Genomic DNA, 19758 nt, shown 5'->3' with positions numbered 1-19758 from the left:
CGGGACAGCGACGCGCACGGGAGAGACGGGGCAGCGATGCGTACAACTCTTCGTCCACGCAAGGCCGCAGTGCACATGGCGGTGTTCACGGCGCTCACCGCGCTGGCCCTCGCGGCCTGCGGCGGGGGCGGCGACGCAGGCGAGAAGCCGGGGCCGACGGCCGGCGGTGAACTGCCGCTCAAGGGCGAGCGGATCGAGGTCGCGGCGGTCTGGACGGGCCCCGAGCAGGAGAACTTCACCAAGGTCTTACGGGAGTTCGAGAAGCGGACCGGAGCGAAGGTCACGTTCGTTCCCGCCCAGGACCCGATCGTGAACTTCCTCGGCACGAAGATCGCCGGCGGCTCGCCGCCCGACGTGGCGATGCTCCCGCAGGTGGGCGCGATCCAGCAGGCCGCCGCCCAGAAGTGGCTCAAGCCGGTCGGCCCCGAGACCGAGGCCGCCCTGGCCGCGAACTACACCCGCGGCTGGCAGGAGCTCGGCGCGGTGGACGGCACCCAGTACGGGGTGTACTTCAAGGCCGCCAACAAGTCCCTGGTCTGGTACAACACCGCCGTCTTCGAGAACGCCGGCGCGTCCGAGCCGAAGACCTGGAAGGACTTCCTCGCCACCGCCGAGACGATCTCGGCCTCCGGCGTCACCCCGGTCTCGGTGGGCGGCGCGGACGGCTGGACCCTCACCGACTGGTTCGAGAACATCTACCTCTCCCAGGCGGGCCCGGCCAAGTACGACCAGCTGGCGAAGCACACCCTGAAGTGGACGGACCCGTCCGTCGCCGCGGCCCTCACCACGCTCGGGGAGCTGTTCGGCAAGCCGGCGCTGATCGCCGGCGGGACGAACGGCGCGCTGCAGACGGAGTACCCGGTCTCGGTCACCCAGACGTTCACCGGCGGCGACCAGCCCAAGGGGGCGATGGTCTTCGAGGGCGACTTCGCCGCCGTCAACATCGCCCAGACGCAGGCGAAGATCGGCACGGACGCGAAGGTCTTCCCGTTCCCCGCGGTCGGCTCGGGCGCGGCCCCCGTGGTGACGGCCGGCGACGCGGCCGTCGCTCTCAAGGACACCAAGGGCGCGCAGGCGCTGCTCGCGTTCCTCGCCTCCCCTGACGCGGCCAGGATCTGGGCGGCGGAGGGCGGCTTCCTCTCCCCCAACAAGAACCTGGACCCGGCCGCGTACCCGAACGACGTCCAGCGCGAGATCGCGAAGGCGCTCATCGGCGCCGGCGACGACTTCCGCTTCGACATGTCGGACCAGATGCCGCAGTCGTTCGGCGGCACTCCCGGCAAGGGCGAGTGGAAGGCGCTCCAGGACTTCCTGAAGAACCCGAAGGACGTGGCCGGGACCCAGGCGCGGCTGGAGGCGGACGCGGCCAAGGCGTACCGGACCGCCGCGAAGAGCTGAGGCCCGCCATGCCGAAGGCCGTTCGCGGCTCCAGTGGGTCCAGTGGGTCCAGTGGGTCCAGTGGGTCCAGTGGCTCCAGTGGCTCCAGTGACGCGAAGACGCCCGCACGGCCCGGCGCCGACTCACGGCCCGGCGCCGGCTCACGGACCGGCACACGTTCCGGCTCACGGACCGGCACACGTTCCGGCTCACGGACCGGCGCACGTTCCGGCACCCGGACCGGCGCACGTTCCGGCACCCGGACCGGCACCCGGCAGCGGGCCGTGGCGGCGGGGTTCCTGCTCCCGGCCCTGCTGCTGCTCGGCGCGCTGGTCGTCTACCCGATCGGGTACTCGGTCCGGCGCTCCCTCTTCGACCGGGCCGACACGTCGTTCGTCGGCCTGGACAACTACCTCGCGCTGGTCACCGACGACTCGCTCCGTACCGCCGTCCGCAACAACCTGGTCTGGCTGGTCGTCGCGCCCGCCGTCGCCACGGCGCTCGGTCTGGTCTTCGCGGTGCTCACCGAACGGGTCCGCTGGGGCACGGCGTTCAAGCTGGTCGTCTTCATGCCGATGGCGATCTCGATGCTCGCCGCCGGGATCATCTTCCGGCTCGTCTACGAGCAGGACCCGGACCGCGGGATCGCCAACGCGGTCTGGGTCGGGGTCCACGACACGTTCGCCGAGGCGTCCGGCTTCCCGCGCGCCCGGCCGCTGCCCGTGCACCCGCTGAAGGCGGCGGGCGGCGGCGCGTTCGTCACCAAGGAGCCGGTCCGCGCCGGGGAGCCCGTACGGCTGCCGCTGATCGGGGTGGCTCCGGGGCGCATGCCGGAGGAGGCCCGTCCGGCGCGCGAGCCGGCCGCGGGGGCGGGCGGTCCCGGCCGGATCGCCGGGACGGCGTGGCTGGACTTCACCCGGGGCGGCGGCGGGCGGCCGAACGCGGTCGACCCGGCCGAACTCGGCCTGGCGGGGCTGCGGATCGAGGCGGTACGGGAGGGCAGGGTGGTCGCCACGGCCACGGCGGCGGCCGACGGCACCTTCACGCTGCCCGCCGACCGCGCCGACGGGGCCGTGCTGCGGCTGCCCGCGAGCAACTTCCGCGAGCAGTACGACGGCGTGGAGTGGCTGGGGCCCTCGCTCGTGACGCCGGCCGTCATCGGGGCGTACGTGTGGATGTGGGCCGGGTTCGCCATGGTGCTGATCGGGGCCGGGCTGGCGGCCGTGCCGCGCGAGCTGCTCGAAGCGGCGCGGGTGGACGGGGCGAACGAGTGGCAGGTGTTCCGCCGGATCACGGTCCCGCTCCTGGCACCGGTCCTCGCGGTCGTCCTCGTCACGCTGATGATCAACGTGCTCAAGGTCTTCGACCTGGTCTTCGTCATCGCGCCGGGCTCGGCCCAGGACGACGCGAACGTGCTGGCGCTCCAGCTGTACCGCTCGTCGTTCGGCACGGACGCGGACCTCGGGGTGGGCTCGGCGATCGCGGTCGTCCTGCTGCTGCTCGTGCTGCCGGTGATGGCGGTCAACATCCGCCGCATGCGAAGGGAGACCCGCCGATGACGTCGCTCGCCTCCAAGGCCGCGGCCAAGGCGGCCTCCGGCGCGGTCCGGGTCTTCCTCGTCCTGGCCGCCCTGTTCTGGCTGCTGCCCACGGTCGGGCTGCTGGTCTCGTCGCTCCGCTCGCCCTCGGACATCGCGGCGAGCGGCTGGTGGCGGGTGTTCACGGCCCCTGCCCGACTGACCACCGAGAACTACGCGCACCTCCTGGCGAACGAGACGATCACCGGCTCCCTCGTCTCCACCGTCCTGATCACCGTTCCGTCGACGCTCCTCGTCCTCGCCCTCGGCTCCTTCGCCGGGTACGCGTTCGCGTGGCTGGAGTTCCCCGGCCGGGACTGGTGGTTCCTGGGAGTGGTCGCCCTGCTCGTGGTCCCGGTGCAGGTCGCCCTGGTCCCGGTGTCGAAGCTGTTCGGGGCGGTCGGGCTCTTCGAGACGACGCTCGGGGTCGTCCTCTTCCACACGGCCTTCGGCCTGCCGTTCGCGATCTTCCTGCTGCGGAACTTCTTCGCGGAGATCCCGCGCGAGCTCCTGGAGGCGGCGCGGCTCGACGGGGCGGGCGAGATACGCCTCTTCACCCGGGTGGTGCTGCCGCTCGGCGGTCCGGCCATCGCCTCGCTGGGGATCTTCCAGTTCCTGTGGGTCTGGAACGACATGCTGATCGCGCTGATCTTCGCGGACTCGCAGTCGCCCCCGATCACGGTGGCGCTCCAGCAGCAGGTCCGGCAGTTCGGCAACAACGTGGACGTGCTCGCGCCGGGCGCGTTCGTGTCGATGGTGGTGCCGCTGCTGGTGTTCTTCGCCTTCCAGCGCCAGTTCGCGTCGGGGGTGATGGCGGGCGCGGTGAAGTAGCCGCCGAGCGGGCGCCCGCCGACCGCGGGCCGCCGCCCGGCCGGCACGCCTCGCCTCAGGCCCGGAGGGCCGCCACCGCCGCGCGCGCGAGGTCGTCCGCGTATCCCGGCGGAAGGGGCGTGCGGACGACGACGAGCCGCCAGTAGAGGGGGCCGACGATCAGGTCGAGGGCGCGGGCGGGGTCGGCGCCCTCGGGGAGTTCGCCGCGGGCGACGGCCTCGCGGACGATCCGGGTGACCACGCCCTGCTGGCCGTCGAGCAGCGTGGACTTCACGGTCTCGGCGATCTCGGGGTGCCGGGCGGCCTCGACGAGCAGGTCGGGGATGACCTGCGAGGCGACCGGGTGGCGCAGCGCGTGCGAGGCCACTTCGAGGAGCGCGCGCACGTCGCCGTGGAGGGAGCCGGTGTCGGGCGCGGGCAGGCCCTGGGCGGCGAAGGCCCCGACGAGGTCGAGGACGAGGGCGAGCTTCGACTTCCAGCGCCGGTAGACGGCGGTCTTGCCGACTCCCGCGCGGCGCGCGATGCCCTCGATGGACATCCGGGCGAACCCGACGGTCGCGAGCTCCTCGAAGACGGCGGCGCGGATGGCCTCGGTCACGTCCTCGCGCAGTACGGCGGCTCCGGCGGGGGCGCGGCGGGGGGTCGGATCGGTCATGACGGCATCCTAACCAACGACCACGTTACGACGATACGGTTGCGTTCCGACGTCGATTCGTCCTACTCTCCCCGTAGCGACGATACGGACCCGTCCCGTCGTCACCACCGACCGGCACGCCCACCGGAAGCGGCCCACTCGGCACGCCCCCGGAAGCGGGCCCCACAAGGCCCCGCGCACGGCAAGCAGCCCGAAACGGCTCCTCCACCGGGCGTCGGCCCCACACGGCACCTCCGCCGGACATCGACCCCACACGGCACGCCCCCCGGACGCGCCCCGACCGCACCTCCCCCACCGGAAGCGCCCCCGCCCCCTCGCCGAAAGCGCCCGCCCGTGACCACGACCCTCGCACCACCCAGGCCGCAGGCCTCCGAGGAGGACCTGCGCGCGCTCGCCCTCCGCCACGGCCTCACCGTGAGCGGGGCCCGCCCCTCGCTGCCCGCGTACGTCCGGCAGCTCTGGTCCCGCCGCGACTTCATCGCCGCGTTCGCGACCGCCCGCCTGACCGCCCAGTACAGCCAGGCCCGCCTCGGCCAGGTCTGGCAGGTGATGACCCCGCTGCTCAACGCGGCCGTGTACTACGCGATCTTCGGCGTCCTGATGAACGCCAAGCACGGCGTCCCGGACTACGTGCCCTTCCTGATCACCGGCATCTTCGTGTGGACGTTCACCTCCGACACGGTCATGGCCGGCACCCGGGCGATCAGCGGCAACCTGGGGCTGGTCCGCGCGCTGCACTTCCCGCGCGCGAGCCTGCCGATCTCGCTCGCGCTCCAGCAGCTCCAGCAGCTGCTGCTCTCGCTCGCGGCGCTGGTCGTGATCCTGTTCTCGTTCGGCGAGTTCCCCACCTGGAGCTGGCTGCTCGCCGTCCCCGCGCTCGCCTGCCAGGCCCTGTTCAACACGGGCGTGGCGCTCGTCCTGGCCCGGCTCGCCGCCCGCACCCCGGACATCAGCCAGCTGATGCCGTTCGTGCTCCGCACCTGGATGTACGCGTCGGGCGCGATGTGGTCGATCCAGAACCTGGCGAGCGGCGGGCGCTTCCCGCACGGCGTGGTGCTGGCCCTCCAGTGCAACCCGGCGGCGGTCTACATCGACCTCATGCGGTTCGCCCTGATCAGGAGCCACACGGCGGCGCAGCTGCCGCCGCACGTCTGGGGACTCGCCGCCGGCTGGGCCCTGCTCGCGTTCGGCGGCGGTTTCATCTGGTTCTGGAAGGCGGAGGAGACGTACGGCCGTGGCTGACACCGAGCGGACCCCCACCGTCGTGGCCGACGGCGTCCACATCACCTACACCGTCGCCGGAGGCACCGGCGGAGTCGGCCGGGGCAGCGCCACCGCCGCCCTCGACCGGATGCTGCGGCGCGGCCGTACGGCTCCGGCCGGCCGCCGGGTCCACGCCGTCCGCGGGGTCGACTTCGTCGCGTACCGGGGCGAGGCGATTGGCCTGATCGGTTCGAACGGAAGTGGGAAATCGACCCTCCTGAAGGCCATCGCGGGCCTCCAGCCCGTCGACGAGGGCCGGATCTACACCCACGGCAGGCCCTCCCTCCTCGGCGTCAACGCGGCCCTGATGGGCGATCTGACGGGCGAGCGGAACGTGGTCCTGGGCGGCCTCGCGATGGGCATGAGCCGCGCCGAGGTGCGCGAACGCTACGACGACATCGTGGACTTCTCCGGGATCAACGAGAAGGACGACGCGATCTCCCGCCCGATGCGGACGTACTCCTCCGGGATGGGCGCCCGGCTGCGCTTCTCCATCGCCGCCGCACGGAGCCACGACGTGCTGCTGATCGACGAGGCCCTGTCGACGGGCGACGCGCGCTTCCGCCGCCGCAGCCAGCGGCGGATCGACGAGCTGCGGGCGGAGGCCGGCACCGTCTTCCTGGTCAGCCACTCGAACTCCACCATCACGGAGACCTGCGAGCGGGCGCTGTGGCTGGAGGCGGGCACGCTGCGGATGGACGGCCCGGCGAAGGAGGTGGTGGCGGCGTACGAGGAGTTCGCGGCCGAACCGGGCGCGAAGACGACGAACAATTAAGACATTACGGTCTAAAGTGCGGTGGGATGACGAACGATCACCCCCAGTCGCCGCCCCGGCCCGGAGGCGAGTCCCCCGCCAAGCCCCGGACCGGGAGCGAACCCACCGCCCTGACCGGGTCGCCCTTCGACTCGGACACCTTCACCTCCGCCACCTTCGTCACCGTCGGCCGCGGCCCCTACCTCGCCCTCGCCGCCGTCTGGCTCCTCACCCGGGCCGGCATGCTCCTGCTGCTGCGACGCGACGACCTCGGCATCGGCGGGGTGGGCCGCGAGGTCGCCCTCTACCAGCACTGGTACGGGCAGTTCACCGAAGGCACCTTCCCGCCCGGCGACGCCACCTGGCAGTACCCGCCCGGCGCCGGACTCGTGATCATGTCGCCCGGCGCCCTCCCGTGGCTCACGTACTTCCAGGCGTTCGTCGCCCTCACCCTGCTCGCCGACGCGGTCGTCACGCTCGCCCTCGCCCGCGCGGACAGCGCACGCCTCACCCACGGCGCCTGGATCTGGGTCTGCGGCCTCCCGCTCCTCCTGCACCTGCCGCTCGCCCGGTACGACGTCCAGACCACCGCCCTCGCCGTCCTCGCGCTCCTCGCCCTGGGTGCCCGCTCCACCGCAGCCCACCAGCTCGGCGGGGCGCTCGCCGGGATCGGCGCGATGGTGAAGGTCTGGCCGGCGCTCGCCCTGATCGGCACCCCCCGGGGCCGTACCACCCGGGAGGCCTGGACCGCGGCCGTCGTCACCGCCCTCGCGCTCCTCGCCACCCTCGCGCTGTTCTTCTCCGAGTCCCTCGGCTTCCTGCGCCAGCAGGGCAACCGGGGCATCCAGATCGAGTCCCTCGGCGGCACGGGCCTCGCGCTGGCCCGGGCGGCCGGCATCTGGCCGGGCGACGTCGAGTTCCGCTACGGCGCCTTCGAATACGTCGGCCCGTACGTCTCCAGCCTCGGCCACGCCGCCCTGCTGCTCACCGTCGCCGCCTTCGGCTGGCTGCTCCTCTGGCGTCTCCGGGCCCACCGCTGGACCCCGGCCACCCCGCTCGACGCGGCCTTCGCCGCCGTCCTGCTCTTCACCACCACCAGCCGGGTGATCAGCCCCCAGTACATGATCTGGCTCCTCGGACTCGCCGCCGTCTGCCTGACCTCCCGCCACACGGTGATGCGCCCGGTGGCCCTGCTGCTCCTCCCGGCCGCCGCGCTGAGCTCGCTCGCGTACCCCGTCCTCTACCTCGACGTCGTCGCCGGCACCCCCACCGGACTCGCGGTCATGGTCCTCCGCAACGGCCTCCTCCTCGCCGCCACCCTGCTCGCCGCCCGCCGCCTGTGGACCTCGACGGTCGCCGGGCCCCCCGAGCAGGCCGCCTGAGCGGTGCCCGCGGACACGGGGAAGGGCCCCGCCGGAACACCGGCGGGGCCCTTCCCTGTCGTCACACGACTAGCTGTGCGTACGGAGCAGCGTGCGCATCGTCCGCATCGCGACCGACAGGTTCGCCAGGTCGAAGGTGTCCGAGCCCTGGATCTCCTCCAGGGTCGTCCGCGCGCGGCCCAGGATCGCCGCGTTCTTCTCCTCCCAGGCCTTGAACCGCTCCTCGGGGCTCGTGGTGCCGTTGCCCACGGTCAGGACGTCCGCGGTCAGCGCCGCGTGCGCCGCGAAGAGGTCCTCGCGGATCGAGGCGCGGGCCATCGACTGCCACCGGTCGGCGCGCGGCAGCTCGATGATCCGGTCCATCAGGTCGGTGATCCGCAGCCGGTCCGCCAGGTCGTAGTAGACCTCGGCGACCGCCAGCGGCTCCTTGCCCATCCGGTCCGCGATGGCGACGACGTCGAGGATCGGGAAGGCCGACGAGAAGCCGGCGACCCGCAGCGCGAGCTCCTCCGGCACGCCGAACCCGGTCAGCTCCTCCAGGATCGACTGGTACCACTCCAGGTCCGAGCCGCGCAGCAGCTGCGGCAGCTGCGCCCAGACCTCCTCGACGCGCTCGGCGAAGAACTCGATGGTCTCGCCGATCCGGAGCGGCTGCGGCCGGTTGTTGAGCAGCCAGCGCGTGCCGCGCTCGACGAGCCGGCGGGAGTGCAGCCGCATCTGGGTCTGCACCTCGGCCGGCACCTGGTTGTCCAGGCCCTCGACGGCGTCCCAGACCTGCCCGAGCCGGAAGACGGCACGGGCGGCGGTCTGCGCCCGCACGATCTCCTCGATCGACGCGCCGGTCTCCTCGCGGAGGCGGTGCAGGAAGGTCGAGCCACCGGTGTTGACGGTGTCGTTGACCAGGACGGTCGTGATGATCTCGCGGCGCAGGGCGTGGTTGTCGACGGCCTCGGTGAACTTCTCGCGCAGCAGCGTCGGGAAGTACGCGTGGAGCAGTCCGCGCAGGTACGGGTCGTCCGGGAGCTCCGTGCCGATCAGCTCGTCGGCCACCGTGATCTTGGTGTACGCGAGGAGGACGGCGAGCTCCGGCTGGCTCAGGCCGCGGGCGTTGTTGAGCAGGTCGCGGACCTGCCGGTCGCTGGGCAGGAACTCCAGCGAGCGGTCGAGGCTGCCGTCGCGGCCCAGGCGGCGCATGAACCGCTGGTGGGCGTGGAGCAGCGACGGCGACTGGGCGACGGCGTTGGCGAGGGCGGTGTTCTGCGCGTAGTTGTTGCGCAGGACGAGCGCGCCGACCTCGTCCGTCATCTCCGCGAGGATCTTGTTGCGCTGCTTGACGGTCATGTCGCCCTCGGCGACGAGCCCGTTGAGCAGGATCTTGATGTTGACCTCGTGGTCGGAGGTGTCGACGCCGGCGCTGTTGTCGATCGCGTCGGTGTTGACCTTGCCGCCCTGGCCCTCGGGGCCGCCGGTGCGGGCGAACTCGATACGGCCGAGCTGGGTCGCACCGAGGTTGCCGCCCTCGCCGATGACCTGGGCGCGGACGTCCTGGCCGTCGACGCGGATGGCGTCGTTGGCCTTGTCGCCGACGTCGGCGTTGGACTCGGCCGACGACTTGACGTACGTGCCGATGCCGCCGTTCCACAGCAGGTCGACCGGCGCGTGCAGGACGGCCTTCATCAGCTCGGCCGGAGTCATCTTGGTGACCCCGTCCTCGATGCCGAGGGCGGCCCTGACCTGCGCGTTGACCGGGATGGACTTGGCGCTGCGGGGGTGGATGCCACCGCCCGCGGAGAGCAGCGCCGGGTCGTAGTCGGCCCAGGACGAGCGGGGCAGCTCGAAGAGGCGGCGGCGCTCGGCGTACGAGGCGGCCGCGTCCGGGTTCGGGTCGATGAAGATGTGCCGGTGGTCGAAGGCGGCCACGAGCCGGATGTGCTCGCTCAGCAGCATGCCGTTGCCGAAGACGTCGCCGGACATGTCGCCGACGCCGACGACCGTGAAGTCCTGGGTCTGGGTGTCGTGGCCCAGCTCGCGGAAGTGGCGCTTGACGGACTCCCAGGCACCGCGGGCGGTGATGCCCATGCCCTTGTGGTCGTAGCCGGCCGAGCCGCCGGAGGCGAAGGCGTCGCCGAGCCAGAAGCCGTAGTCCTCGGCGACCCCGTTGGCGATGTCGGAGAAGGTGGCGGTGCCCTTGTCGGCGGCGACGACCAGGTAGGTGTCGTCCTCGTCGTGGCGGACCACGTCGGCCGGCGGCACGACCTCGCCCGCGACCAGGTTGTCGGTGATGTCGAGCAGCGCCGAGATGAACGTCTTGTACGAGGCGATGCCCTCGGCCAGCCAGGCGTCGCGGTCCACGGACGGGTCCGGGAGCTGCTTGGCGACGAAGCCGCCCTTGGCGCCGACGGGCACGATGACGGTGTTCTTCACCATCTGCGCCTTGACCAGGCCGAGGATCTCCGTACGGAAGTCCTCACGGCGGTCGGACCAGCGCAGGCCGCCTCGGGCGACCTTGCCGAAGCGCAGGTGGACGCCCTCGACGCGGGGCGAGTACACCCAGATCTCGAAGGCGGGGCGCGGGGCGGGCAGGTCGGGGATGACCTGCGGGTCGAACTTCATCGACACGTAGGAGTGCGGGGCGCCGTCGACCGACTTCTGGAAGAAGTTGGTCCGCAGCGTGGCCTTGATGACGGTGAGGAAGGAGCGCAGGATGCGGTCCTCGTCCAGGCTCGCGACCTGGTCGAGGGCGCCGTCGAGCTCCTCCAGGATGCCGTCGATCAGCTCGGTGCCGGCGCGCTGGCGCTCCGGGGCCATCCGGGCCTCGAACAGGGAGACGAGCAGCCGCGTGGTGTGGACGTTGTTGCGGAGGGTGTCCTCCATGTAGTCCTGGCTGAACGTCGCACCGGCCTGGCGCAGGTACTTGGCGTAGGCGCGCAGCACCATCGCCTCGCGCCAGGTCAGCCCGGCGGAGAGGACGAGCGAGTTGAAGTTGTCGTTCTCGGCCAGGCCGGTCCAGGTGGCGGAGAAGGCCTCCTGGAAGCGCTCGCGGGCGTCGCCGCCGACGTAGTCGCCGCCGTTGCCGGTCGGGGCCGGCATCCGCAGACCGAAGTCGTAGATCCAGGCGTGGCTGCGGTCGGAGCAGCGGAGCTCGTACGGGCGCTCGTCGGTGACCTCGACGCCGAGCCGGTTGAGGACCGGGAGGACGGCGGAGAGGGAGATCGGGTCGCCGGTCTTGTAGATCTTGAAGCGGCGCTCGCCGGGGCCCGCGACGACCGGCTCGTAGAGCGAGAGCGCGAAGTCCTTGCCGCTGCCGGCGAGGGTCTCCAGGTGGACCAGGTCGGCGACGGCCGCGCGCGGCGAGTGGTCCGCCTTGTAGCCGTCGGGGAAGGCGTTGCCGTAGCGGCGCAGCAGCTCGGCGGCGCGCTCCTCGCCGCACTCGGCGTTCAGCGCCTCGCCGAAGCCGTCGGCCCAGGAGCGGGTGGCCTCGACGAGCCGGGTCTCGATGCGGTCGACGTCGGCGTCGGTGAGCTTGGCGAGCTCGGTGCCCGGCTTCACCCGGACGACGAAGTGCAGCCGGGAGAGGATCGACTCGGTGTTCCAGGCGGTGAAGTCGACGCTGGTGCCGTCGAGCTCCTCCTTCAGGATGTCGATGATCCGCAGCCGGACGCGGGTCGTGTAGCGGTCGCGCGGCAGGTAGACGAGGGCCGAGTAGTAGCGGCCGTACTCGTCCTGGCGCAGGTAGAGCCGCAGCCGGCGCCGCTCCTGCAGGTACAGGACGCTGGTGACGATGGACTGGAGCTGGTCGACCGGGGTCTGGAACAGCTCGTCGCGCGGGTAGGTCTCCAGGATCTGGAGCAGGTCGCGGCCGTCGTGGCTGTTCGGCGAGAAGCCGGCGCCCGCGAGGACCTCCTGGACCTTGCGCTTGACGACCGGGACCCGGCGGACGGACTCGGTGTACGCGGCGGACGAGAACAGGCCGAGGAAGCGGCGCTCGCCGATGACGTTGCCGTCGGCGTCGAACTTCTTCACACCGACGTAGTCGAGGTACGAGGGGCGGTGCACGGTCGCCCGGCTGTTGGCCTTCGTCAGGATCAGCAGCTTGTGCTCGCGCGCCTTGGCGCGGGCGTCGGCGGGCAGCCGGCTGAAGGAGGGCGAGACGGGGTGGGCGTGGTGGCCCTCGTCGTCGCCGCCGTGCTGCGGGTCGGAGCGCAGGATGCCGAGGCCGGTGCCGGGCACGGCGGTCAGGGCGTCGCCGTTGACGAGCTCGTACTCGCGGTAGCCGAGGAAGGTGAAGTGGTCGTCGGCGAGCCAGCGCAGCAGCTCGCGGGCCTCCTCCACCTCGGTCGGCCGCAGGTCGGAGGCGGTGGGCTCGCCGGGGAGCCCCTCGGCGATGCGCAGCGCGGCGTCGCGCATCTTCTCCCAGTCCTCGACCGTCTCGCGGACGTCGGACAGGACGCGCAGCAGGTCGGTGGTGATCTGCTTGAGGTCGGCGCGGTCGGTCTCGCGGTCGATCTCGACGTGGATCCACGACTCGTTGAGCGCGTCGTGCGGCAGCTCGCCGTCGACCTGGTTCGACAGGACCTCGATGAGCCGGCCGGTGACGTCACGGCGGACCAGGACCTGCGGGTGGATCACGACGTGGATGCCGCGGCCCTGGCGGGACAGCTCGTTGGTCACCGAGTCGACGAGGAAGGGCATGTCGTCGGTGACGACCTCGACGACGGAGTGGCTGCTCGTCCAGCCGTTCTCCTCCACCGTCGGGGTGTGGACGCGCACGTTCGCGGTGCCCTGCGGGCGGTTCTCCGCGAGCCGGTAGTGAGAGAGCGCGGCGCCGAACACGTCGACCGGGTCCCGGTCGGTGAGGTCCTCGGGCGCGGTGTGCAGGTAGTAGCGCTGGAGGTAGTCGAGCACCGTGTCCCGGTCGGGGCGCTTCGCACCCTCCGGACCCGTCGGAAGTCGCCCCCCGACCGGGCTGTGCTCAGCTACCCGGGCGGCCCTCTCGAGCAGCTCGGCCTTTGCTTCGTCCAGCTTGGTCTGCATGTCCTCTGACTCCTGTCGCGCGCCGTTGCGTGACGTCGGTGGAAGAAAGGGCACAACGCCACGACGCGGTGATTCCGGTCGAAGACGACGTTATGCCCGGATGAGAGATGCCCGGATCGTTATCGGCCACGGAACGCGGCACGTCCGGACGGGAGGGATCGGCGAACGCACGGTCGACCCGGCCGCTGTCGCGGACCGGGCGGCAGCCGGGGGCTTCGCTGCCCCCACGGCGTATCGCGCTGATCACGGCAAAAGCCTATCGCCCTCGCCCCCGGAACCGTCATGAGCCGTATGCGTACAAAAGAGCGGGCGAAGTTTGACGTTATGGACAGCGACACGTGTCCTCTTGGCAAACAGGCCCGTCGGGGGCACCGTGTGCGCAAGCATGGGCACAGCACGACAGACCGACCATCTGTGACCTGGGAGAGCCATGGCGAAGATCCTGATCGTGACCGGGGACGCGGCGGAGTCCCTGGAGGTGATGTACCCCTACCAGCGGCTTCTGGAGGAGGGCTACGAGGTCGACATCGCCGCCCCGGCCCGCAAGACGCTGAGGTTCGTCGTCCACGACTTCGAGCCCGGATTCGACACGTACACCGAGAAGCCCGGCTACACCTGGCCCGCCGACCTGGCCTTCTCCGAGGTCGACCCCGGCGCGTACGTCGCGGTGGTGATCCCGGGCGGCCGCGCCCCCGAGTACCTGCGCAACGACCCCGAGCTCCGCAAGATCCTCAAGGCCTTCTTCGACGCCGACAAGCCCGTCGCCCAGATCTGCCACGGCCCGCTCCTCACGGCCGCGGTCGGCAGCCTCGAAGGCCGCCACGTCACCGCCTACCCCGCCCTCGAACTCGACATGCAGGCCGCCGGCGCCACCTTCCAGGACTCCGCCGCCGTCGTCGACGGCCTCCTCGTCTCCTCCCGCGCCTGGCCCGACCACCCCACCTGGATGCGCGAATTCCTCAAGATCCTCCGCACCAAGGGCTGAGGGACGAGAGGCGGTGGCCGAGGGGCTGTGGCGAAGGACCTACACCAGCCCCTCCGCCACAGCCACCGCCTCCTCCAGCGAATCCACCACCGGCACCCCCACCCGCGCCAACGACGCCCGACTGTGCGACCCCCCGGTGTACAGCACCGCCTTCGCCCCCACGTGCCCCGCCGCCACCGCGTCGTCCGCCGCGTCGCCGATGACGACCACCCGCTCCGCGGGAACGGCCAGCGCGGCCAGGTGCCGCACCATGTGCCCGGACTTCCCGTCCGTGGACGCGTCGGGGCGCCCGTCCACCCGTACGAACCGCTCGGCGATCCCGTGCCGCCGGACGAGCGGTATCAGCTCGGCGTGCGGCGCCAGCGACAGCAGCGACTGCGTGAGGCCGGACTCCTGCCGCGCCGCGAGCAGCTCCGCGGCACCGGTGGTCAGCCCGCAGTTCTCGGCCCGCTGCCAGTAGTGCCGGTGGAAGGCGCCGTCCATGACGGTCCACTCCGCGTCGGTCGGCAGCCGCCCCATCAGCCGCTCGTAGAACTTCGGCACCGGCACCGTGTACAGCTCGCGGTACCGCTCCAGGGTGATCGAATCGAGTCCGAGCTCGGCGAAGGCGGCGTTCGTCGCCCCGATGACCGCGTCGATGTCGTCGAGCAGCGTGCCGTTCCAGTCCCAGACCAGGTGTTTCCCGTGCTTCCCCATGGAAAGACGGTACCCGCCGCCCCTGACGGCGAAGAGTGCCCGTCCCCAGGTCACGGGCACGGGCACGGGCGCAGAGGCGGTGTCAGCCCAGCAGTCCGGGAATCTCCTGCACCCCGAACCACAGCAGTTCGTGGTCCTCGGCTCCGTCGACGACGAACTGGGCGTCGTCGTCGCCCTGGTCCGCCGCCCCCAGCGCGGCCGCCGCCGCGGTGACGTCCGCCTCGGCGTCGTCCGCGTCGGCGTGCACCGCCGCCGCCTTGGCGAACGGGACGGGCCCGGTGATCCGGACCTCGCCGATGGAGGCGGCGTCGAGCCCGTTGTCGGGGTCGGCGGCCGCGTCCTTGTCGGCCACGTCGAAGGCGACGACGATCCGGCGCCGGGGCGCGGCGGGCAGGCCCGCGAGGAGGCGCAGGGAGGCGGCCGCGGCCCGGTTGAGCGCCGCGTACTCCAGCTCCTCGATGTCGTCGGAGACGTACCACTCGCGCAGCGCGGGGGTGACGGCGTAGGCGGTCAGCGGGCCGGGGGCCAGCTCGCCCGCCTTGTGCGCCTGTGCGAGACCGGGGAGGGTCAGGGGGACGTAGACGCGCATGGCTGGCCGCTTTCGTAGACGGAGAGGCCCTCAGGATACGTGCGGAGTCCCCCTTCGGGGCGGGCGGCCGAACGTGCCGCCCGTCCACCGCGGGGGCCCGTCCGCCGAGCCGCCGGAGAGCCGTTTTCCCGCCGCGTCACCCGGATAGGTGATCCGGTTTCCCGACCGCCCCGCCGCCGCGGTCTCCTTGCGGGTTCCCGGAGTCCCCCCGTACAAGATCCCCAACGGAAGTTACCGACTGGTACCACTCGGTTACGCAACGACAGGGGCCCGCCATGACCGTCACGCTCACCACCACGCCCGCCCCCACCCCGCGCCCCCGCACGGCCCCCGGCGGCCCGGCCGGCACGCGCCCGCGCGGCTCCGCGGGCGCCCGCCCGCACGGAGCCGCCGGCACCCGCCCGCGTACGCCGGCCCAGGGCGGCCCGCCCCGTACCGCGCCCCGCGCGCTCCCCCCGCACACCGTCTTCGCCGAGCGCCTCCTCGCCGTGCTCAGCGGGGAGCGACCGGTCCACTGGATGCTCGGCCACACCGTCGGCGAGGCGTACGAGCAGCTCGTCCTCCTCGCCCCGCAGACGCCCCTGCGGTCGCTCGGCCCCCGCCCCGTCCTGCGCCGCTGCTCGGTCCAGGTGCACCCCGGCCGGACGGCCGTGGAGGCCTTCGCGACGATCGCCACCGGCCCCCGCGTACGGGCGATGGCGTTCCGCCTGGAGCGCGGCGCCGACCAGCGCTGGCGCTGCGCCGCCGTGGAGCTCGACGGCCTCGGCACGACGGCCCACCGCACATGACGAAGGGGTCGGCCGCCCACCGGGCGACCGACCCCTTCACCGAAGACCACTCAGGCCACTGGGCCCACCGAGCGCGTCAGAACGGCGTCACTTCTTGCGACGACGCCCGCCGCCGCCCGCGTTCTTCTGCGCCTTGCGCCGCTCGGCACGGGTCATCCCGTCGCCCTCGTCGTCGGAGGCGAAGTCGCCCTCGACGACACCGCCGTCACCGTCGACGGTCGGCGCGGAGAAGTGCAGCCGGTCCGGCCGCTGCGGGGCGTCGAGCCCCTTGGCGCGGATCTCCGGACGCCCGGCGGGGGCCGGGACGGCGTCCTCCTTGCTCAGCGAGGGCGCGCTCGCCTGCACGGGGACCTCCTCGACCTGCTGCTCGACCTGGACCTCCAGGTTGAACAGGTAGCCGACGGACTCCTCCTTGATGCCCTCCATCATGGCGGTGAACATGTCGAAGCCCTCGCGCTGGTACTCGACCAGCGGGTCCTTCTGCGCCATGGCGCGCAGGCCGATGCCCTCCTGGAGGTAGTCCATCTCGTAGAGGTGCTCGCGCCACTTGCGGTCCAGGACGGACAGGACCACGCGGCGCTCCAGCTCGCGCATGATCTCCGAGCCGAGCTGCTTCTCGCGCGTCTCGTACTGCTCGTGGATGTCGTCCTTGATCGACTCGGCGATGAACTCGGCGGTGATGCCCGCCCGGTCCCCGGCCGCGTCCTCCAGCTCCTCCACGGTGACCTTCACCGGGTAGAGCTGCTTGAAGGCGTTCCACAGACGGTCGAGGTCCCACTCCTCCGCGAAGCCCTCGGCGGTCTCCTGGCGGATGTAGTCGTCGATCGTGTCGTCCATGAAGTGCTGGATCTGCTCGTGCAGGTCCTCGCCCTCCAGGACGCGGCGCCGCTCGCCGTAGATGACCTCGCGCTGCCGGTTGAGGACCTCGTCGTACTTGAGGACGTTCTTGCGCGTCTCGAAGTTCTGGGTCTCGACCTGGGACTGGGCGGAGGCGATGGCGCGGGTGACCATCTTGTTCTCGATCGGCACGTCGTCCGGCACGTTGGCCATGGCCATCACGCGCTCGACCATCTGCGCCTTGAACAGGCGCATCAGGTCGTCGCCGAGGGAGAGGTAGAAGCGGGACTCGCCCGGGTCGCCCTGACGGCCGGAACGGCCGCGGAGCTGGTTGTCGATGCGCCGGGACTCGTGGCGCTCGGTGCCCAGGACGTACAGCCCGCCGAGGTCCTTGACCTCCTCGAACTCCGCCTTCACGGCCTTCTCGGCACGCTCCAGGGCGCCGGGCAGGGCCGCGGCCCACTCCTCGACGTGCTCGACCGGGTCCAGACCCGCCTGGCGCAGCTCGGCCTCGGCGAGGTCGTCCGGGTTGCCGCCGAGCTTGATGTCCGTACCGCGACCGGCCATGTTCGTGGCGACCGTGACGGCGCCGCGGCGGCCGGCCTGGGCGACGATGCTGGCCTCGCGCTCGTGGTGCTTGGCGTTGAGGACCTCGTGCTGGACGCCGCGCTTGGAGAGCTGCTGCGAGAGGTACTCGGACTTCTCGACGGAGGTCGTGCCGACGAGGATCGGCTGACCCTTCTCGTGCTTCTCCGCGATGTCGTCGACGACGGCGGCGAACTTGGCGACCTCGGTCCGGTAGATCAGGTCGGACTGGTCCTTGCGGATCATCGGCCGGTTCGTCGGGATCGGGACGACGCCCAGCTTGTAGATCTGGTGGAACTCGGCGGCCTCGGTCATGGCCGTACCGGTCATGCCGGACAGCTTCGAGTACAGGCGGAAGAAGTTCTGCAGGGTGATCGTGGCGAGGGTCTGGTTCTCGTCCTTGATCGCCACCCCTTCCTTCGCCTCGATCGCCTGGTGCATGCCCTCGTTGTAGCGGCGGCCGGCGAGGATACGGCCGGTGTGCTCGTCGACGATCATGACTTCGCCGTCCATGACGACGTAGTCCTTGTCCTTCTTGAACAGTTCCTTCGCCTTGATGGCGTTGTTCAGGTAACCGACGAGCGGGGTGTTCACCGACTCGTAGAGGTTGTCGATGCCCAGCCAGTCCTCGACCTTGGCGACACCGGCCTCGTGGATGGCGACGGTGCGCTTCTTCTCGTCGACCTCGTAGTCGCCGGTCTCCTCGATGCCCTTGAGCGGGTTGCCGGGCTCGCCCTTGGAGAGGCGGGTGACGAGCTTGGCGAAGTCGCCGTACCACTTGGTCGCCTGGTCGGCCGGACCGGAGATGATCAGCGGCGTACGGGCCTCGTCGACGAGGATGGAGTCGACCTCGTCGACACAGGCGAAGTTGTGGCCGCGCTGGACGAGCTCGTCCTTGGACCACGCCATGTTGTCGCGGAGGTAGTCGAAGCCGAACTCGTTGTTCGTGCCGTAGGTGATGTCGCAGTTGTACTGCTCGCGGCGCTGGGCCGGCGTCATGTTGGCGAGGATGCAGCCGATGCTCAGACCGAGGAACTGGTGCACCCGGCCCATCAGCTCGGAGTCGCGCTCGGCCAGGTAGTCGTTGACCGTGATCAGGTGCACGCCCTTGCCGGACAGCGCGTTGAGGTACGCCGGGAGGGTACCGACGAGGGTCTTGCCCTCACCGGTCTTCATCTCGGCGACGTAGCCGAGGTGGAGCGCGGCGCCACCCATCAGCTGGACGTCGTAGTGACGCTGACCGAGGACGCGCTTGGCGGCCTCGCGCACCGTCGCGAACGCCTCGGGCATCAGGTCGTCGAGGCTCTCGCCGTCGGCGTACCGCTGCTTGTACTCCTCGGTGAGCGCCCGCAGGTCGGCGTCGGAGAGGTTGACGAAGTCCTCTTCGATGGAGTTGACCTGGTCCGCGATGCGGTGCAGTTTGCGCAGGATCTTGCCTTCGCCTGCACGCATGAGCTTGTTGAAGACGGACACTGAGGCTGGTCTCCTTGCCGGTCGGGCCTGGCACTGGGTCTTGTGAAGGACGCGAGCGCGGGCACGGCAGGTGGTCCCCACCGTAACGGCCATCGTAAGCGAGACCGCCCGCGCAGAGGGAGGCCCGCAGTGCCGGAGCCGTACGTGCGCCCGGAAAGAGAACGCCCGAGGTGGGCGGAAGGTGCCGCCCCACCCGAAAAGTGTTCGCTTCCGGTCCGCGCGGTCACCACAATCCCGGCATGGATCCCATCACCCTCACCACGGACCGTCTCCGACTGCGCGCCTTCGTCCCCGAGGACGTCGACGCGGTGTACGCCGTCTGCCAGGACCCGGACATCCAGCGCTGGACCGTCGTCCCCTCCCCGTACAAGCGCGAGGACGCCGAGCTCTTCGTCCAGCGGCTGGCGCCGGACGGCTGGCGCGACGACACGGAGTACGCGTTCGCCGTCGAACCGGTCGCCGGCGGCCCGCTGCTCGCCGCGGCCTCACTGATCAGTCGCGGCCAGGGCGTCTGGGAGGTCGGCTACTGGCTGGCGCCGGCACATCGCGGCGCCGGCCACATGACGGAGACCGTCCGGGCCCTCGCCCACTGGGCCTTCACCGGCCTCGGCTGCACCCGCCTGGTGTGGCGCGCCGAGGTCGGCAACGCCGGCTCGCGCGCGGTGGCCGAGCGGGTCGGCTTCGTCATGGAGGGCGCCCAGCGCGCCGCCCTGGCCAACAAGGGCACGCTCAGGGACGCCTGGATCGCCGCCCTGCTGCCCTCCGACTTCGGCCTGCCCAGCCCCCTCCCCTACCTCCCGGCCCGCGACCTGCCGTCCAGCGCCGCCTAGGACCTGCCGTCCGGTGCCACCCAGGCGGTGCCCTGCCGGTCGGCAGGACACCCCTAGGGCCTGTCGTCACATTCCCGTCGTCGCCCGCGGGGCAGACGGGAAT

The 19758-nt window shown here is 71.6% G+C and carries 14 protein-coding genes; 9 read left to right on the top strand and 5 right to left on the bottom strand.

What is annotated here, in order from left to right:
* Positions 1–36: 36 nt before the first annotated feature.
* The 3 genes from ACFCY7_RS29150 to ACFCY7_RS29140 all read left to right on the top strand — a co-directional run bounded on the left by ACFCY7_RS29150 (position 37) and on the right by ACFCY7_RS29140 (position 3784).
* Positions 37–1398 (top strand): ABC transporter substrate-binding protein, encoded by a 1362-nt coding sequence (locus ACFCY7_RS29150; protein WP_376489043.1) that lies wholly within the window; start codon positions 37–39, stop codon positions 1396–1398.
* Positions 1399–1661: 263 nt separating this feature from the next.
* The gene (locus ACFCY7_RS29145; protein ID WP_376489042.1) at positions 1662–2936 is read left to right on the top strand and encodes a carbohydrate ABC transporter permease; all 1275 of its coding nucleotides are present in this window, start codon (positions 1662–1664) and stop codon (positions 2934–2936) included.
* On the top strand, positions 2933–3784 hold the full coding sequence (locus ACFCY7_RS29140; RefSeq protein ID WP_376489041.1) for a carbohydrate ABC transporter permease: 852 nt from the start codon (positions 2933–2935) through the stop codon (positions 3782–3784). Before ACFCY7_RS29145 ends, ACFCY7_RS29140 begins: the two co-directional genes overlap by 4 nt.
* A gap of 55 nt (positions 3785–3839) precedes the next feature.
* Here the strand turns inward: ACFCY7_RS29140 and ACFCY7_RS29135 are convergent, their stop codons facing one another.
* A complete protein-coding gene (locus tag ACFCY7_RS29135) occupies positions 3840–4439 on the bottom strand; it encodes a TetR/AcrR family transcriptional regulator (protein ID WP_367824902.1) in 600 nt (199 codons plus the stop codon).
* Positions 4440–4772: 333 nt separating this feature from the next.
* Here ACFCY7_RS29135 and ACFCY7_RS29130 point away from each other — a divergent pair, with 333 nt between their 5' ends.
* Genes ACFCY7_RS29130 through ACFCY7_RS29120 form a run of 3 tightly spaced genes read left to right on the top strand, consistent with a single transcriptional unit; the run spans position 4773 to position 7838 of the window.
* Positions 4773–5681 (top strand): ABC transporter permease, encoded by a 909-nt coding sequence (locus ACFCY7_RS29130; RefSeq protein ID WP_376489040.1) that lies wholly within the window; start codon positions 4773–4775, stop codon positions 5679–5681.
* Positions 5674–6477, top strand: a complete 804-nt coding sequence (locus tag ACFCY7_RS29125) for an ABC transporter ATP-binding protein (RefSeq protein WP_376489039.1) — start codon at positions 5674–5676, stop codon at positions 6475–6477. Before ACFCY7_RS29130 ends, ACFCY7_RS29125 begins: the two co-directional genes overlap by 8 nt.
* 26 nt (positions 6478–6503) lie before the next feature.
* Positions 6504–7838 carry a glycosyltransferase 87 family protein gene (locus ACFCY7_RS29120; RefSeq protein ID WP_376489038.1) on the top strand — a complete coding sequence of 445 codons (1335 nt, stop codon included), beginning with the start codon at positions 6504–6506 and terminating at the stop codon, positions 7836–7838.
* A gap of 69 nt (positions 7839–7907) precedes the next feature.
* Here ACFCY7_RS29120 and ACFCY7_RS29115 read toward each other — a convergent pair whose 3' ends face one another.
* A complete protein-coding gene (locus ACFCY7_RS29115) occupies positions 7908–12872 on the bottom strand; it encodes an NAD-glutamate dehydrogenase (protein ID WP_376489037.1) in 4965 nt (1654 codons plus the stop codon).
* A gap of 430 nt (positions 12873–13302) precedes the next feature.
* On the opposite strand from ACFCY7_RS29115, the gene ACFCY7_RS29110 reads away from it, so the two are divergent.
* On the top strand, positions 13303–13857 hold the full coding sequence (locus tag ACFCY7_RS29110; protein ID WP_376489036.1) for a DJ-1/PfpI family protein: 555 nt from the start codon (positions 13303–13305) through the stop codon (positions 13855–13857).
* 39 nt (positions 13858–13896) lie between these two features.
* Here ACFCY7_RS29110 and ACFCY7_RS29105 read toward each other — a convergent pair whose 3' ends face one another.
* Entirely contained in the window at positions 13897–14553 is a 657-nt protein-coding gene (locus ACFCY7_RS29105) for an HAD family hydrolase (protein WP_376489035.1), read from the bottom strand.
* A gap of 82 nt (positions 14554–14635) precedes the next feature.
* Positions 14636–15142 carry a DUF6912 family protein gene (locus ACFCY7_RS29100; protein WP_376489034.1) on the bottom strand — a complete coding sequence of 169 codons (507 nt, stop codon included), beginning with the start codon at positions 15140–15142 and terminating at the stop codon, positions 14636–14638.
* 275 nt (positions 15143–15417) lie between these two features.
* On the opposite strand from ACFCY7_RS29100, the gene ACFCY7_RS29095 reads away from it, so the two are divergent.
* Positions 15418–15930, top strand: a complete 513-nt coding sequence (locus ACFCY7_RS29095) for an Rv3235 family protein (protein ID WP_376489033.1) — start codon at positions 15418–15420, stop codon at positions 15928–15930.
* Between the two features lie 87 nt (positions 15931–16017).
* Here ACFCY7_RS29095 and secA read toward each other — a convergent pair whose 3' ends face one another.
* Positions 16018–18825: a preprotein translocase subunit SecA gene (gene secA / locus ACFCY7_RS29090; RefSeq protein ID WP_376489032.1), complete on the bottom strand. Its 2808-nt coding sequence runs from the start codon at positions 18823–18825 to the stop codon at positions 16018–16020.
* A 239-nt stretch (positions 18826–19064) separates the two neighbouring features.
* On the opposite strand from secA, the gene ACFCY7_RS29085 reads away from it, so the two are divergent.
* The gene (locus ACFCY7_RS29085) at positions 19065–19655 is read left to right on the top strand and encodes a GNAT family N-acetyltransferase (RefSeq protein ID WP_376489031.1); all 591 of its coding nucleotides are present in this window, start codon (positions 19065–19067) and stop codon (positions 19653–19655) included.
* Positions 19656–19758: the final 103 nt, after the last annotated feature.

The sequence above is a fragment of the Streptomyces sp. NPDC056361 genome (assembly GCF_042262805.1).
Lineage (GTDB): Bacteria > Actinomycetota > Actinomycetes > Streptomycetales > Streptomycetaceae > Streptomyces.
This window is presented reverse-complemented; position numbering and strand designations above follow the sequence as displayed.

Bases quoted from the DNA above. Each gene is read 5' to 3' on its own strand.
- ACFCY7_RS29140 (WP_376489041.1), top strand. From the start codon at position 2,933: ATGACGTCGCTCGCCTCCAAGGCCGCGGCCAAGGCGGCCTCCGGCGCG.
- ACFCY7_RS29115 (WP_376489037.1), bottom strand. From the start codon at position 12,872: ATGCAGACCAAGCTGGACGAAGCAAAGGCCGAGCTGCTCGAGAGGGCC.
- ACFCY7_RS29150 (WP_376489043.1), top strand. From the start codon at position 37: ATGCGTACAACTCTTCGTCCACGCAAGGCCGCAGTGCACATGGCGGTG.
- ACFCY7_RS29100 (WP_376489034.1), bottom strand. From the start codon at position 15,142: ATGCGCGTCTACGTCCCCCTGACCCTCCCCGGTCTCGCACAGGCGCAC.
- ACFCY7_RS29105 (WP_376489035.1), bottom strand. From the start codon at position 14,553: ATGGGGAAGCACGGGAAACACCTGGTCTGGGACTGGAACGGCACGCTG.
- ACFCY7_RS29135 (WP_367824902.1), bottom strand. From the start codon at position 4,439: ATGACCGATCCGACCCCCCGCCGCGCCCCCGCCGGAGCCGCCGTACTG.
- ACFCY7_RS29085 (WP_376489031.1), top strand. From the start codon at position 19,065: ATGGATCCCATCACCCTCACCACGGACCGTCTCCGACTGCGCGCCTTC.
- ACFCY7_RS29095 (WP_376489033.1), top strand. From the start codon at position 15,418: ATGACCGTCACGCTCACCACCACGCCCGCCCCCACCCCGCGCCCCCGC.
- ACFCY7_RS29110 (WP_376489036.1), top strand. From the start codon at position 13,303: ATGGCGAAGATCCTGATCGTGACCGGGGACGCGGCGGAGTCCCTGGAG.
- ACFCY7_RS29120 (WP_376489038.1), top strand. From the start codon at position 6,504: ATGACGAACGATCACCCCCAGTCGCCGCCCCGGCCCGGAGGCGAGTCC.